The following is a 15,325-nucleotide window of genomic DNA, read 5'->3' as shown; positions in this document are numbered from 1 at the left end:
TTGAATTGGCAGTCAGGTTGCCGGGTGACCGGCAACCGTAACCCCAACGGGGAAAGGAAGTTACGTGCTCGACGTCAACTTCTTCGATGAACTCCGCATTGGCTTGGCCAGTGCAGAGGACATCCGCAATTGGTCCTACGGCGAGGTCAAGAAGCCGGAGACCATCAACTACCGCACGCTCAAGCCCGAGAAGGACGGCCTCTTCTGCGAGAAGATCTTCGGCCCCACTCGGGACTGGGAGTGCTACTGCGGTAAGTACAAGCGTGTCCGCTTCAAGGGCATCATCTGTGAGCGCTGTGGCGTCGAGGTCACTCGCGCCAAGGTTCGTCGTGAGCGCATGGGTCACATCGAACTGGCCGCACCGGTCACGCACATCTGGTACTTCAAGGGTGTTCCGAGCCGTCTCGGTTACCTGCTCGACCTGGCTCCGAAGGATCTCGAAAAGATCATCTACTTCGCTGCCTACGTCATCGTCGGTGTCGACGAGGAGCTCCGTCACAACGAGCTGTCCACCCTCGAAGCCGAGATGCAGGTCGAGAAGAAGACCGTCGCAGATCAGCGCGACGCCGATCTCGAGGCACGTGCGCAGAAGCTCGAAGCCGACATCGCCGAGCTCGAGGCAGAGGGCGCGAAGTCCGATGTCCGCCGCAAGGTCAAGGACGGCGGCGAGCGCGAAATGCGTCAGCTCCGTGACCGCGCGCAGCGTGAGCTGGATCGTCTCGACGAGATCTGGACCACCTTCACCAAGCTGAGCGTCAAGCAGCTCATCATCGACGAGCTCCTGTACCGCGAGCTGGTCGACCGTTACGGCGAGTACTTCACGGGTGCGATGGGCGCAGAGTCCATCCAGATCCTGATGCAGAACTTCGACCTCGACGCCGAGGCAGAGTCTCTCCGCGAGACCATCCGCAGCGGCAAGGGCCAGAAGAAGCTGCGTGCACTCAAGCGCCTCAAGGTGGTTGCGGCATTCCAGACCAACGGCAACTCGCCGATGGGCATGGTCCTCAACGCTGTTCCGGTGATCCCGCCGGAGCTTCGCCCGATGGTTCAGCTCGACGGTGGACGTTTCGCGACGTCCGACCTCAACGACCTGTACCGCCGCGTCATCAACCGCAACAACCGCCTCAAGCGACTGATCGACCTCGGTGCTCCCGAGATCATCGTCAACAACGAGAAGCGGATGCTGCAGGAGTCGGTCGACGCCCTGTTCGACAACGGTCGTCGTGGACGTCCGGTCACCGGACCGGGTAACCGCCCGCTGAAGTCCCTGAGCGATCTGCTCAAGGGCAAGCAGGGTCGCTTCCGTCAGAACCTGCTCGGTAAGCGCGTCGACTACTCGGGTCGTTCCGTCATCGTCGTCGGTCCTCAGCTCAAGCTGCACCAGTGTGGTCTGCCCAAGCTGATGGCTCTCGAGCTGTTCAAGCCGTTCGTGATGAAGCGTCTGGTCGATCTGAACCACGCGCAGAACATCAAGTCGGCAAAGCGCATGGTCGAGCGCAAGCGCGTCCAGGTGTGGGACGTCCTCGAAGAGGTCATCGCCGAGCACCCCGTGCTGCTCAACCGTGCACCTACGCTGCACCGTCTGGGTATCCAGGCATTCGAGCCGCAGCTCGTCGAGGGCAAGGCCATTCAGCTCCACCCGCTGGTGTGTGAGGCCTTCAACGCCGACTTCGACGGTGACCAGATGGCTGTTCACCTCCCGCTGTCGGCAGAGGCACAGGCCGAGGCACGCATCCTGATGCTGTCCTCGAACAACATCCTCTCGCCTGCTTCGGGTCGCCCGCTCGCCATGCCGCGTCTGGACATGGTCACGGGTCTGTTCCACCTGACCCGTCTAGACGAGGGCGTCACCGGTGAGCTCGTTGCTCCGACCAACGACGAGGCAGAGCAGGGCGTGTACTCCTCGCCCGCCGAGGCTCAGATGGCAGTCGACCGCGGCGCGCTCTCGGTTCAGGCTCAGATCAAGGTGCGTCTGACGCAGCAGCGTCCGCCGCGCGACCTCGAGAACGAACTGTTCCCCGAGGGCTGGAACTACGGTGACGGCTGGACCGCCACCACGACACTCGGCCGTGTGCTCTTCAACGAGCTGCTTCCGGCGGACTACCCGTTCGTCAACGAGCAGATGCCGAAGAAGCGCCAGGCGACGATCATCAACGATCTCGCCGAGCGGTACCCGATGATCGTGGTTGCTCAGACCGTCGACAAGCTCAAGGACGTCGGGTTCTACTGGGCCACCCGTTCGGGTGTCACGGTCTCGATCTCCGACGTGCTCGTGCCGCCGGAGAAGCCTGCCATCATCGAGGACTTCGAGGCTCAGGCCGACAAGATCGAGAAGCAGTACCAGCGTGGTGCTCTGGACAAGAAGGAGCGCAACAGCGCTCTGGTCACCATTTGGCAGGAAGCGACCGACAAGGTCGGCAAGGCCATGGAGGCTCACTTCCCCGACAGCAACCCGATCCCGATGATCGTGAAGTCCGGCGCAGCCGGCAACATGACTCAGGTTCGCTCGCTCGCCGGTATGAAGGGCCTGGTGACAAACCCGAAGGGTGAGTTCATCCCGCGTCCGATCAAGTCTTCCTTCAAGGAAGGCCTGACCGTTCTCGAGTACTTCATCAACACGCACGGTGCTCGTAAGGGTCTGGCCGATACCGCACTCCGCACCGCCGACTCGGGTTACCTGACCCGTCGTCTGGTGGACGTTTCGCAGGACGTCATCGTCCGCGAGGTCGACTGTGGAACAGAGCGCGGCATCGTCACCACGATCGCCGAGAAGCAGGCCGACGGCACGATGATCCGCGATGCTCACGTGGAGACCAGCACGTACGCCCGTACCTTGGCGGCCGATGCAGTCGACGCGAACGGCACCGTCATCGTCGAGCGTGGCCACGATCTCGGTGACCCCGCGATCGATGCTCTGCTCGAAGCCGGCATCACGACGGTCAAGGTCCGCTCGGTCCTGACCTGCACCACCGGCACCGGCGTTTGCGCCACTTGCTACGGCCGCTCGATGGCCACCGGCAAGCTGGTCGACATCGGTGAGGCTGTCGGTATCGTCGCCGCACAGTCGATCGGTGAGCCCGGTACTCAGCTGACCATGCGTACCTTCCACCAGGGTGGTGTCGCAGGAGATGACATCACCGGCGGTCTGCCGCGTGTCCAGGAGCTGTTCGAGGCACGTGTGCCCAAGGGCAAGGCTCCTATCGCGGACGTCACCGGTCGGGTACAGCTCGAAGACGGCGATCGTTTCTACAAGATCACCATCGTTCCGGACGACGGCGGCGAAGAGGTTGTCTACGACAAGCTCAGCAAGCGTCAGCGTCTGCGTGTCTTCAAGCACGCCGACGGTCGCGAAAGCCTCTTGGCTGACGGTGACCACGTCGAGGTCGGACAGCAGCTCATGGAAGGTGCTGCCGATCCCCACGAGGTCCTGCGAGTCATGGGTCCGCGTCAGGTTCAGATCCACTTGGTCAACGAGGTCCAGGAGGTGTACCGGAGCCAGGGTGTGTCGATCCACGACAAGCACATCGAGGTCATCGTGCGCCAGATGCTTCGTCGCGTGACGATCATCGATTCCGGTGCCACCGAGTTCCTGCCCGGTTCGCTCACCGAGCGCGCCGAGTTCGAGTCGGCAAACCGCCGCGTTGTCGCCGAGGGTGGCGAGCCCGCAGCCGGCCGTCCGGTGCTCATGGGTATCACGAAGGCGTCGCTCGCGACGGATTCGTGGCTGTCCGCGGCATCGTTCCAGGAGACCACTCGTGTCTTGACCGACGCGGCTATCAACTGCCGCTCGGACAAGCTGATCGGTCTGAAGGAAAATGTCATCATCGGCAAGCTGATCCCTGCGGGTACCGGTATCAACCGTTACCGCAACATCCAGGTTCAGCCCACCGAAGAGGCACGCGCCGCTGCTTACGCAGTGCCGTCGTACGACGACCAGTACTACAGCCCGGACGGCTTCGGCCAGAACACCGGTGCTGCAGTTCCGCTGGACGACTACGGCTTCAGCAACGACTACCGCTAAGCGTTAGTTCGTAGAAATCCCCCCACTTCGAAAGAGGTGGGGGGATTTTTCATGTCAGGAGTGGGACGTTTTCAGGAGTTGCTGCCGCTGAGGTCCGGGATGACGATCTCCTGGACAGCCCACTTGTTCCCGTCGGGGTCGGCGAAGTAGATGAACCGCCCCCAGGCCTGGTCGTCGATCGGGCTGATGTCGATGCCGCGGCTCTTGAACTCGCGCTCGGCCTCTTCGATGTCTTTGACCACTACCTGCATGCCGACGACCGAGCCGGGCTCGGCGTCGGTGATTCCCTTGCCGATGCAGATCGAGCAGGCCGAACCGGGAGGGGTCAGCTGGACGAATCGCAGGTCTTCGCTGACCGTGTGATCGTGGTCGGCATTGAATCCGAGGCGGACGTAGAAGTCCTTGGCGCGGTCGATGTCGGTGACGGGAATGGCGACCAGTTCGAGCTTGATGTCCATGACGTGCCCTTCATGTGATGGTGAATTCCGGCGACAGGTCCAGTGTTGCGGGTATTGCGGTCAGAAACGGTCCTCGTTCGGCGTCCGGATGAAACTTTCCGAATTCCGTGTTGCTCCGAGGGTGCTTCTCTCACTGCTCGACCGATCCCGAACCAGGAGCGGATACCCCGACTCCGCAGCTATGACGCATTCCGTCGAACGTGCCGCGCACGCCGACGCTCTCGGCTACCACCGGTTCTGGGTCGCCGAGCATCACGCGGTGCCCGGGATCGGGAGCGGGTCGCCGGCAGTACTGCTTGCCGCGATCGGCGCGCATACGCGCGAAATCAGACTCGGCAGCGGTGGAGTCATGCTGCCGAATCACCAACCGCTGATCGTCGCCGAGCAGTTCTTGATGCTGGAGGCTCTCTACCCGGGGCGAATCGATCTCGGCCTCGGCCGATCGCTGGGATTCACGGAGCCCGTACGTCAGGCACTACGACGCAGCAAGGACGCTCCGGACACGTTTGTGTCGGACCTGGACGAGGTGAGGCGTTACCTGGACGGATCCGCCGCAGTGACGGCACGGCCGGCGTCGCAGACTGGGGTGCCGATCTTCGTGCTGGCGACGCGCACAGGTCTGAAAGTGGCAGCGCAGCTGGGGCTTCCGGTGGTCGTGGGTGGGCCGATACTGGGAATCGGTAGCACCGATCGGGTGGATGCGTTGGACGAGTACCGCCGAGCTTTCCAGCCCACCGACACACACCCCGAACCCTATGTGGTGGTTTCCCTCGAGGTGGCGGTTGCCGATACCACCGAGGCGGCCCGTGAGTTGCTGATCCCGGAGGCGTACGCGCTCGCAGAATCGTCACGGACAGGGGAGTTTCCGCCGCTCGTGTCGCCGGACGAGATCAGGCGCGCCCCGCGCAGTGATCGAAACGCCAGGCGCATCGAGTCGTTCACGGCTTCGGCGCTGCACGGCACACCCGTCGAGGTGAAACAGCAACTTCACTCTCTCGCCGAACGGACCGGTGCCGACGAAGTGTTGGCGTCGACATCGACGTACGACCGTGACGCGCTTACACTTTCGGACCGCCTACTGCGTGAGGTGCTTTAGCGGTGTGGTTGATCTAACGAGGCACGTGAAACTCGAGCAGAGTGGCGACGGAGTCGTCGAGTTCGGTCCACGGCACCGGTACGGAGAGGACGGCGATCGCCGAAGTCGGGAACTTGTCGCGGATACGTTGGGCCGCTTCGGAGTTTTCGTTCGATGCGAGATCGAGTGCAGTCCAGGGAATTCCGGGTTCGTGTCCGACGATCAGGAGCGTCTTGACGTGGTCGGACGTGGTTCGCGCAGCTGCAATGACGTCTGCGGGTGAGCCGCCGTAGATGGACTTCTCGAACCCGGCGGGAGCTTCGATTCCCGTCGAGGCAAGGGTTTCGACGGTCCGCCGGGAGGTGGAGCACAGAACGGCGTCGACGGGCGGGACGTTTTCGCGGATCCATTCGCCGCCGATGCGGGCCTCGCGCAGGCCCCGTTCGGCGAGCGGACGCTCGTGATCACGGATGCCCTCGGGGTAGCTGGACTTGCCGTGTCGCATGAGGACGAGGGTGCGGTGGTCGGCCATGCGTTCACGGTATCCGCTTTGTGCCCGTCAGTCCGGTTACTCTGGATGGTCAGGACCTTGACGGAGGTTTTCGATGGCCGGTAAGAAGCTCGATCGAACTAATGCCCGAACTGCACTCGAGGTGGTACGCGAAAGCCCCACCATCGCTTTCATCACCGTTGCCCCGGCAGTGGTCGTGTTCGGCGTGGTGTGGTGGCTCTTCGGTTTCTGGGCCGCGATTCTTCTTGCGTTGGTGTTCGGTGTCGCGGCTGTCGCGACCCAGAAACTGCGTTAGAGGGCGCTCACCTGCGCAACTGCGCGGAGCGCTTCGCCGACCAGGAACCAGACCGTGACGGTCTTGTCGTCGACGCGGCTGCGCAGGACGACGTCGTCGCTGAAGACGATGGGGGAGAGGTACTCGATCAGTGCTCGATGCGGAACTGTCCGTAGTTCCGTGCGAGCGCTGAGGACCTCTTCGACTGCCTGCCAGTAGACGGCGTTGTTGACGTGGTCGAACGGGTCGATATCCGTGGCGCGCAGAGCGAACGGCGTGTCCAGAACACCCGCGCCGTCCGCCTCCGGTGCGTTCTCGGCGAGTACCCGCTTCCACTTCAGGCGATGCTCGTCGGTGGATTCCTCCAGTGGCCGCATGAAGTCGTCACTCATCCGCGTGGGCATGCCCGACTCGGCGCTGATGTTGATCCAGAAGCCTTCGGTTTCCATCAGCGCGCCGTTGCTGCCGTCGAAGCGCACACGCATGTTCGCCCATCTCGTGGAGAAGCCGGAGCACCAGCGAGTCATCGTCAACTCTTCCGGCCAGATCGCCGGGCGTACGACGTCGACGACCGTACGACGCACTATCCAGAGCGGATGGGTGTCGATGGCTCCCGCGGCCTCGATGTTGTCGTTGCCGATGTCCTGCAGGTAGCGGGCGACGGCGTCGAGCCTGACCTGCTTGGCGACGTCGATGTCGCCGGTGCGGACCGGGCGGGACTTGACGAAGATCGGTCCTCGGTCCGGCTGTTGCGCGAGCGTGAGATCTGGGTTCACGTGAGATTCCTGTTCGCTGGAGTGAGCCGATTCTGTCAGGCTTTTCAGCGAGTGGCGATTATCTGCTTTCCGCAGCCGGAGCCGTCGACCATTCGTGCCACGGCGACGGCGGTGTCGGCAAGGGGATGAACGGAGTCGATCACCGGGGTGATGTCACCTGCGTCGATCATCTGCGTCAGGACCTCCAGATCGTCGGCGTTCTCCGAAGCGATGAAGGTGCCCATTTTCTGAGATATGAACGGAGACAAGCACTGTGCGCGTATTTGGCGATCGGTTCCGCCGAGCCACCGTCCGCCGTTCTCGCCGCCGACGATCACCAGCGTTCCGGTGCGTGTGAGCGCCCGTCGAAGATCTCGCAGTCGGCGGTTGCCGCCGGTGTCGATGATGACGTCGTACCGATGCGATCCGTCGGTGGCGTCGTCGACGCGGTAGTCGAGAACCTCGTCGGCACCGATGGAGCGGACGGTATCGGTTTTCGAGGTGCTGCACACGCCGGTGACGTGAGCGCCCATGGCTTTTGCCACCTGCACCGCGTAGATCCCGACGCCACCGGATGCGCCGAGTACGAGGACGGATTGGCCCGCCTGCACGCGGCCGTGGTCGCGCACGGCTTGCAACGCTGTGAGGGCGGAGACCGGCACCGCTGCTGCTTGTGCGAACGACAACCGGGCAGGTTTTGCGGCAATCTTCGTCTCGAGTGCGCGTGCGTACTCCGCGAACGAACCGACCGCGATCCCGTATACCTCCTGGCCGACTGCCACGCGGGTCACCGAACTGCCGACGGCCTCGACTCGGCCGGATACGTCCAGTCCGCGTACCCGGTTCCTAGGTCTGCGCAGCCCGAAACCCGCGAGGCGCAACGGATATGGCAGTCCGGCCATGAGATGCCATGCCCCGCGGTCGACGGACGCGGCCTCGACGCGTATCAGCACTTCGTTGTCGGCGACAGTGGGGCGCGGAATGTGGTCGACGTAGAGAACGTCGGCCTCGCCGTAGCGATCCTGTACGACGGCGGTCATCAGTTCCTTCGGCATGCGAGTCTCCGTTCGTCGAATACTTACAGCGTAAGTATTGCACTTACGGTGTAAGTTCTGTCAACGTGGAGAAGCGCGCAAGATTGACCCGAGACGACGTCGTACACGCTGCTGTCGCGCTTGCCGATTCCGTCGGAATCGATTCGATGACCATGCGGAAGCTGGGCACCGAACTGGGCGTCGAAGCGATGTCTCTGTACAACCATGTTTCGGACAAAGGGGATCTGCTCGACGGAATGGTCGATGCGGTCTTCGCGGAGATCGATCTGCCGACGCCGGGACGCCCGTGGCGCACGGAACTTCACGTGCGAGCGGTATCGACAAGGGAAGTGTTGGGGAGGCACCCGTGGGCAACTCCGTTGATGGAGTCCCGAACGACGCCTGGTCCCGCGACCCTGCGCCACCACGATGCCGTCATCGGAACGCTACGCGCCGCCGACTTTCCCGTCGCCCTTGCTGCGCATGCCTTTTCGATCATGGATGCGTACATCTACGGCTTCGTGCTGCAAGAAGTGAGCTTGCCGTTCGAAACAGCGCAGGAAACGACGGAACTGGCGAAGGCGATCATGGGCTCGTTCGAGAGCGGTCAGTATCCGCACCTGGCCGAGTTGACCACCGAGCACGTCCTTGCTCCGGGATACAGCTACGCCGCCGAATTCGCTTTCGGTCTCGATCTGATTCTCGACGGACTCGAACGTCTGCACATCGGGAGCGAACGATGATCTGACGTGAGTACCGGGTTAAAGTCGAGAAAACCGGGTTACCGGTCCAGACTTCAGATGTCCCGAAGAGGAGCTTTCTGTGCGCGCCATGGTGGTTACGGAACTGTCCGGTCCCGAAGGAATTGTCGCGCAGGAGGTTCCCGAGCCCGCAGCCGAAGGTCTTGTTCTCATCGATGTGAAGGCAAGTGGCGTCTGCTTTCCGGACCTGCTCATCACCTACGGCAAGTATCAGATCCGCCCGGAACCGCCGTTCATTCCCGGCGCGGAGATCTCGGGCGTCGTGGTCTCCGCGCCGGAAGGGTCGGGTTTCGCTCCGGGCGATCGTGTTCTCGCGGCCGCGTATCTGGGTGGGTATGCAGAGCGGATTGCCGTCAACCCGGCGCAGGTACTCCGAATTCCGGACGGACTCGCCTTCGACGAGGCGGCCTCGCTGATCATCAACTATCAGACGATGGAGTTCGCGCTCGCTCGTCGCGCGAAGATCGTCGCGGGGGAGACTGTCGTCGTGCTCGGCGCTGCAGGCGGAGTCGGAACGGCAACCATCCAGCTGGCCAAGGCGCACGGTGCCCGGGTGATCGCCGTGGTACGACGCGAGGGCGTCGATGACTTCTTGCGTGAGCTCGGTGCCGACGAGGTGGTCGCGCTGGCTCCGGGATGGGGAGAGCGGATTCGGGAACTGACCGACGGCGTCGGCGCTCAGATCGTGGTGGATCCGGTGGGCGGCGATGCGTTCGACGACGCGGTCCGGGTTCTGGCACCCGAAGGACGACTCGTGGTGATCGGATTCGCCGGCGGCGGTATTCCCGAGGTAAAGGTGAACCGGGTGCTGTTTCGCAATATCAGCATTGTCGGCGCGGCATGGGGTGAGTTCACGCGTACCAATCCCGAAGCGGTAGCCGAGGTGCATGCATCGCTGGTAGAACACGTCCGGAACGGCTTGCGTCCGCTGGTCAAGGCACGGTATCCGCTTGCCGACGCAGCAGTTGCCCTGGCTGATCTCGAAAGCGGCAAAGTTCTCGGAAAGGCCATCTTGCTGCAGGAATGATTCTTCGCAACGTGATGGTGGTCACCAAATAATAAGTTGCAACATGTTTTCATTTGGGCAATAGTTGCAACCGCACTACCATTTGCCAGGTGATCGCTTCCGATTCTGATGACCTGTATGGAGCACTCGACGAGTTGTTCACTCGCCTGATGAGCGCCGGTGATTCGGAGTCGATCGATGCGTTGATCGAACTGGATCTCTCGTTCTCTCAGGTGCGTGTGCTGTTCGTACTTGCACAACGTGATGCGGCGATCCCGATCAACGAGGTTGCCGACGAGCTTCGGCTCTCGGTGGCAGCTACGGGGCGGAACATCGATCAGCTCGTGAACATGGGTCTGGTCGATCGCCGTGAAGACGAGCGGGACCGACGCGTCAAGCGGGTTTCCTTGTCGGAGGCCGGTCGTAAGGTGACGACCAACCACATCGAGTGCAAGCGCGGCCAGCTTCGCGAATTCGCGTCGCGTGTTCCTGAGCCAGAGCGGATTCGTTTGTTCGAGGCTCTCAAGCCCATTCTCGCGGGTGACTATCTGCGAGCACTTAACCAGGAGACTTCGCGATGACATCGCCGAACGCGCCGGCACCGGCGTCCGACAAACTTGACGGGGCGGTCCTCAAGATCGCTTCCGTGGTGGTGCTCGGCGCCATCATGTCGATTCTCGACGTAACCGTGGTGAGCGTCGCGCTCACCACCTTTGCCGAGGACTTCGAAACTTCGTACGCCACCGTCGCGTGGACGATGACGGCCTACACCCTCGCTTTGGCGACGGTCATTCCGGTTACCGGTTGGGCTGCCGATCGTTTCGGCACCAAGCGCCTCTACATGACGGCCCTGGTGCTGTTCGTGCTCGGTTCGGTCGCCTGTGCGATGGCGTGGGACATCACCTCGCTCATCGGCTTCCGTGTGCTCCAGGGCCTCGGCGGCGGCATGTTGATGCCGCTCGGTATGACCATCATGACCCGGGCCGCCGGTCCGGACCGCGTCGGTCGCGTCATGGCAGTTCTCGGAATCCCGATGCTGCTCGGCCCCATCGGTGGCCCGATCCTCGGTGGTTGGCTGATCGAGGCCGCGAGCTGGCACTGGATCTTCCTGATCAACCTGCCGATCGGCATCATCGCGTTGGCAGCAGCATTCATCATTCTGCCGTCCGACAAGGCGAAGCCTTCGGAGTCCTTCGACTTCCTCGGCATGATCCTGCTGTCACCCGGCCTCGCGCTGTTCTTGTTCGGTGTGTCGTCCATCCCTGAGGTGGGAACGGTTGCGTCGGCTCGGGTTCTGGTGTCGGCCGGTATCGGTCTGGCGCTGATCATCGCCTTCGTGTTCCACGCGCTCAACAAGGATCACCCGCTGATCGACCTGCACCTGTTCAAGAACCGTCAGTTGACCACCGCCGTCATCACGACGTCGCTGTTCATCGTCGCCTTCATGGGCGCCGGGTTGCTGTTCCCGAGCTACTTCATCCAGGTCGGCGGTCACACCACGCTCGCTGCCGGATTGTTGATGGCTCCGCAGGGTCTCGGCGCTATGGTCACCATGCCGATCGCTGGTCGACTGGTCGACAAGATCGGCCCGGGCAAGATCGTCCTGACCGGTTTGCCGTTGATTCTGATCGGCTTGGGTGTGTTCACACAGGTTGCCTCGGATTCCCCGACGTGGCTGCTGATGGGTGCCTTGTTCGTCATGGGCCTCGGTATGGGTTGCACCATGATGCCGCTGATGACCGCAGCTATCGTGACGCTCTCCAACGAGCAGATTGCTCGCGGCTCCACCCTGATGAACATCGTTCAGCAGACCGCAGGTTCGATCGGTACCGCCGTGATGTCGGTGGTCTTGACCAACCAGCTTCTCGATCGTGGCCTCGATACGACGATGGTCGGTGCGGCCTCGCACATTCCGACCGAACCGGGAAGTCCGCAGGAGTCTGCTGCGAATTCGATTCTCAGTGCGGCGTCGGATGCCTTCGGTAACACCTTCCTCGTTGCCACTGTGCTGATCGTCCTGACCCTCATCCCGGCGTTCTTCCTGCCGCGGAGCAAGACCACCAGGCCGGTGGCCGAGGGCGAGACGGCAACGCCGATCGTTATGCACTGACCGCTTTTCGGTAGATCGTTCGTCCAGGTGAGGGCGGCACACATCTTGTGTGCCGCCCTCACCTTTTTGCCGTGGAATACAGCTGGATGGTTGAATGTTTGATCAGTTACATGCAAACGCATGGATCTAGTTCGCGGAGGAGCAACCATGCAGTTCGGAATCTTCACGGTCGGTGACGTCACCACTGATCCCACGACGGGGGCGACCCCGACAGAGCACGAGCGCATCAAGGCCATGACGACCATCGCCAAGCACGCCGAGGAAGTCGGTCTCGACGTCTTCGCGACCGGCGAGCATCACAACAAGCCGTTCGTGCCGTCATCTCCGACCACGATGCTCGGATACATCGCGGCCCAGACCGAGAAGATCACGCTCTCCACGTCCACGACGCTGATCACCACCAATGACCCGGTGAAGATCGCCGAGGATTACGCGATGCTTCAACACCTCGCCGAGGGGCGCGTCGATCTGATGATGGGTCGCGGAAACACCGCGCCTGTGTACCCGTGGTTCGGCAAGGACATTCGCGCCGGTATCCCGTTGGCGCTCGAGAACTATCAACTTCTTCGCCGGCTCTGGGACGAGGAGGTCGTGAACTGGCAAGGGGAGTACCGCACTCCACTCCAGGGATTCACGTCCACACCGCGCCCGCTGGACGGCGTCGCGCCGTTCGTGTGGCACGGCTCGATCCGCAGCCCCGAGATCGCGGAGATCGCGGCGTATCACGGCGACGGATTCTTCGCGAACAACATCTTCTGGCCGAAAGAGCACTACATCGAGCTGATCAATCTTTACCGCCGGCGTTACGAGCATTACGGCCACGGGTCCGCGGATCAGGCGATCGTCGGTCTCGGCGGTCAGGTCTTCATGCGCAAGAACAGTCAGGACGCGGTCAAGGAATTCCGTCCGTATTTCGACAATGCTCCGGTGTACGGCCACGGGCCCTCACTCGAAGAGTTCACCGAGCAGACGCCGCTGACCGTCGGTTCCCCTGAACAGGTCATCGAGAAGACGTTGGCGTTTGCCGATTTCTTCGGTGACTACCAGCGCCAGCTGTTCCTGATGGATCACGCCGGACTGCCGCTGAAGACGGTGCTCGAGCAGCTCGATCTGCTCGGTGAGGAAGTTGTTCCGGTTCTGCGCCGTGAGTTCGCGGCCAGGCGGCCAGCACATGTGCCGGACAACCCGCCCACTCACGCGTCGATGAAGGCGGCTCGTGAGGCAAGCAGTGTCACTGCCTGACGAGCAACCGCCTGAGGTTCCGGTCAGCACCACCGAACTCGCCACCGACGCCTGGGAAGCCTTGTTTCGCGCCCAGGTGTCGGTGCTGCGGCGGCTCTCTGCCGACGACGTCTGGGATCAGGTGTCGATGCGCGAGTACGACGTGCTGTTCACGCTGAGTCTTGCGCCGAGTAGTTCCCTTCGCCTGCATGACCTGAATCGGGAGATATTGCTGAGCCAGCCTTCGCTCAGTCGCCTGGTAGAACGGTTGGAGGGCGAAGGTCTGGTAACGAGAAGTGTTGATCCACAGGATCGCCGCGGGACGATCGTGCAACTCACCGAAACGGGTGCAGCGCTGCAGAAATCAGTGGGTCGCCGTCATGCGGCGAGCATTCGCCGCCACGTCGGACCGGCCCTGGACGCGGATGAACTTCGACTGTTGGCCGAATTGTGCACGCGTCTGCGTCTCGCGCAGTCATGACTGGAGGCAGGATGGACGATATGAGCAACCTCGAAGCGCAGCCCGTCGAGCAGGAATGCGAAGGCCATCCGGCGGAGAGCGAGATTCAGATCCTCACCCCGCGCGACGTACCGCTCGGTGGCCCGCGGGCCATGCGAGTGCGACGCACCCTCCCGCAACGCGAGCGTTCGCTGATCGGGGGATGGTGTTTTGCAGATCATTACGGTCCGGATGACGTCGGCTCAGGACCGGGCATGCATGTGCCGCCGCATCCGCATACCGGTTTGCAGACGGTGAGTTGGCTGTTCACCGGAGAGATCGAGCACCGTGACAGCATCGGTTCCCACGCGATGGTGCGGCCGGGCGAACTGAATTTGATGACGGCCGGGAGCGGGATCGCGCACTCCGAGGTGTCGACACCGAACACCAAGGTTCTGCACGGGATGCAGTTGTGGGTGGCGCTGCCGGATGCGGCGCGCGATACCGCACCCGCATTTGTTCACTACCGGCCCGAGCCGGTGACCACCGGCGGCGCCACGCTCAGTGTGTTCCTCGGTTCGCTCGCCGGTGACACATCTCCGGTGTCGACATTCACCGAATTGTTGGGCGCCGAGGTGATTTTGGATCCTGGGGCCGAGATCGCCCTCGATGTCGATCGTTCACATGAGCACGGCGTGATCGTCGATCAAGGATCGGTTGTTCTGCGTGGTACCACTGTCGGCTGGGCCAAGTTGGGTTATCAAGCACCGGGTTTCGGAAAACTGACTTTGCGCAATCCGGGATCCGAACCGGCTCGACTGCTACTTCTCGGCGGGAAACCGTTGGGCGAGCAGGTCATCATGTGGTGGAACTTCATGGGCCGTACACACGAAGAGATCGTCGAGTATCGACGCAAGTGGCAGGCCGAGCTTGCCTCCGGATTCGACGGCAGCGTCCCGGACCGGCGTTTCGGCGTCGTGCCGGGATACGACGGTCCGGCGCTCCCGGCACCCGAGTTGCCGAACAGTACGTTGCGGCCCCGAGGCTAGTCGTTGCTCTTGCTGCTACGGGCCGCGAGCGTCGTTTCGATCAGGCTTGTTCGATGTCCTGGTGAGCCTTCGCGAGCATGATGTAGCCGGCGCCGTTGGCGGTGATACCGGCCTTTTCGCCTTCGGAGAGTTCACGTTTGACCTTGGCGGGCACGCCGGCGACCAGTGATCCAGGCGGGATTTGCATCCCCTGAGACACGACGGCGCCGGCTGCAATCAGTGACCCCGAGCCGATGTGTGCGCCGTTGAGCACCACGGCACCCATGCCGACGAGAACGTCGTCTTCGACGGTGCACCCGTGCAGCACTGCGTTGTGGCCGACCGAGATTCGTTCGCCCAGAACTGCGGGGAACGTCGGGTCGGCGTGCACGGTGCAGTTGTCCTGAATGTTGGTGTCAGCGCCGATGGAGATCGATTCTGCGTCGCCGCGGATAACCGCGCCGTACCAGATGCTGGCTCCCGCAGCGATGGTCACCGCGCCGACAACGGTGGCGTTGGGTGCGATGAACGCACTTTCGTCGATCTGCGGGGTGTTACCGAGAACGGTGGCGATGATCGGGTTGGTCATGGTTCTCCTGTGCGTTGGAATGACGTGCTCTGACGGTACCTGG

Annotated in this window: 15 protein-coding genes; 10 read left to right on the top strand and 5 right to left on the bottom strand. The window is 62.5% G+C overall.

From position 1 onward, the window contains the following. The first annotated feature begins 64 nt into the window (after positions 1 to 64). Complete coding sequence (locus G4D79_RS25625; RefSeq protein ID WP_003941914.1) at positions 65 to 4,021, top strand: DNA-directed RNA polymerase subunit beta'; 3,957 nt, start codon at positions 65 to 67, stop codon at positions 4,019 to 4,021. 71 nt (positions 4,022 to 4,092) lie between these two features. Here G4D79_RS25625 and G4D79_RS25620 read toward each other — a convergent pair whose 3' ends face one another. Continuing rightward, positions 4,093 to 4,479, bottom strand: a complete 387-nt coding sequence (locus tag G4D79_RS25620; RefSeq protein WP_003942070.1) for a glyoxalase superfamily protein — start codon at positions 4,477 to 4,479, stop codon at positions 4,093 to 4,095. Between the two features lie 88 nt (positions 4,480 to 4,567). Between G4D79_RS25620 and G4D79_RS25615 the strand changes: the two genes are divergently transcribed. Further along, positions 4,568 to 5,575: an LLM class flavin-dependent oxidoreductase gene (locus tag G4D79_RS25615; protein WP_214514530.1), complete on the top strand. Its 1,008-nt coding sequence runs from the start codon at positions 4,568 to 4,570 to the stop codon at positions 5,573 to 5,575. A 13-nt stretch (positions 5,576 to 5,588) separates the two neighbouring features. On the opposite strand, the gene G4D79_RS25610 is transcribed toward G4D79_RS25615, so the two are convergent. Then, positions 5,589 to 6,086, bottom strand: coding sequence for a histidine phosphatase family protein (locus G4D79_RS25610; protein WP_007728426.1), 498 nt, complete (start codon positions 6,084 to 6,086; stop codon positions 5,589 to 5,591). A gap of 73 nt (positions 6,087 to 6,159) precedes the next feature. Between G4D79_RS25610 and G4D79_RS25605 the strand changes: the two genes are divergently transcribed. After that, positions 6,160 to 6,360, top strand: coding sequence for a hypothetical protein (locus G4D79_RS25605; protein ID WP_003941897.1), 201 nt, complete (start codon positions 6,160 to 6,162; stop codon positions 6,358 to 6,360). Here the strand turns inward: G4D79_RS25605 and G4D79_RS25600 are convergent. Beyond that, positions 6,357 to 7,115 carry an acyl-[acyl-carrier-protein] thioesterase gene (locus tag G4D79_RS25600; protein ID WP_214514529.1) on the bottom strand — a complete coding sequence of 253 codons (759 nt, stop codon included), beginning with the start codon at positions 7,113 to 7,115 and terminating at the stop codon, positions 6,357 to 6,359. The genes G4D79_RS25605 and G4D79_RS25600 overlap by 4 nt on opposite strands. Before the next feature lie 44 nt (positions 7,116 to 7,159). Then, positions 7,160 to 8,149 carry an NAD(P)-dependent alcohol dehydrogenase gene (locus G4D79_RS25595; RefSeq protein ID WP_007728421.1) on the bottom strand — a complete coding sequence of 330 codons (990 nt, stop codon included), beginning with the start codon at positions 8,147 to 8,149 and terminating at the stop codon, positions 7,160 to 7,162. Between the two features lie 65 nt (positions 8,150 to 8,214). Here G4D79_RS25595 and G4D79_RS25590 point away from each other — a divergent pair, with 65 nt between their 5' ends. The 7 genes from G4D79_RS25590 (at position 8,215) to G4D79_RS25560 (ending at position 14,714) form a co-directional block, all read left to right on the top strand. Further along, positions 8,215 to 8,871: a TetR/AcrR family transcriptional regulator gene (locus tag G4D79_RS25590; protein WP_003941871.1), complete on the top strand. Its 657-nt coding sequence runs from the start codon at positions 8,215 to 8,217 to the stop codon at positions 8,869 to 8,871. A 79-nt stretch (positions 8,872 to 8,950) separates the two neighbouring features. Then, positions 8,951 to 9,916: an NADPH:quinone oxidoreductase family protein gene (locus tag G4D79_RS25585; RefSeq protein ID WP_003941986.1), complete on the top strand. Its 966-nt coding sequence runs from the start codon at positions 8,951 to 8,953 to the stop codon at positions 9,914 to 9,916. An 89-nt stretch (positions 9,917 to 10,005) separates the two neighbouring features. Further along, the gene (locus G4D79_RS25580; RefSeq protein ID WP_003941890.1) at positions 10,006 to 10,476 is read left to right on the top strand and encodes a MarR family winged helix-turn-helix transcriptional regulator; all 471 of its coding nucleotides are present in this window, start codon (positions 10,006 to 10,008) and stop codon (positions 10,474 to 10,476) included. Continuing rightward, entirely contained in the window at positions 10,473 to 12,005 is a 1,533-nt protein-coding gene (locus tag G4D79_RS25575; RefSeq protein ID WP_003942006.1) for a DHA2 family efflux MFS transporter permease subunit, read from the top strand. The genes G4D79_RS25580 and G4D79_RS25575 overlap by 4 nt, the downstream gene beginning before the upstream one ends. A gap of 147 nt (positions 12,006 to 12,152) precedes the next feature. Continuing rightward, the gene (locus G4D79_RS25570; protein ID WP_007728412.1) at positions 12,153 to 13,247 is read left to right on the top strand and encodes an LLM class flavin-dependent oxidoreductase; all 1,095 of its coding nucleotides are present in this window, start codon (positions 12,153 to 12,155) and stop codon (positions 13,245 to 13,247) included. Continuing rightward, a complete protein-coding gene (locus tag G4D79_RS25565; RefSeq protein WP_042453108.1) occupies positions 13,234 to 13,707 on the top strand; it encodes a MarR family winged helix-turn-helix transcriptional regulator in 474 nt (157 codons plus the stop codon). Before G4D79_RS25570 ends, G4D79_RS25565 begins: the two co-directional genes overlap by 14 nt. Positions 13,708 to 13,727: 20 nt before the next feature. Continuing rightward, entirely contained in the window at positions 13,728 to 14,714 is a 987-nt protein-coding gene (locus G4D79_RS25560) for a pirin family protein (protein ID WP_214514528.1), read from the top strand. Between the two features lie 40 nt (positions 14,715 to 14,754). On the opposite strand, the gene G4D79_RS25555 is transcribed toward G4D79_RS25560, so the two are convergent. Continuing rightward, positions 14,755 to 15,282 (bottom strand): gamma carbonic anhydrase family protein, encoded by a 528-nt coding sequence (locus tag G4D79_RS25555; RefSeq protein ID WP_003941993.1) that lies wholly within the window; start codon positions 15,280 to 15,282, stop codon positions 14,755 to 14,757. Positions 15,283 to 15,325 lie beyond the last annotated feature (43 nt).

The sequence above is a fragment of the Rhodococcus sp. WY5 genome (assembly GCF_018588185.1).
Taxonomy (GTDB): Bacteria; Actinomycetota; Actinomycetes; order Mycobacteriales; family Mycobacteriaceae; genus Rhodococcus_F; species Rhodococcus_F qingshengii.
Note: the sequence above shows the minus strand (reverse complement) of the source record. Positions and strands in the feature narration are given on the sequence as shown.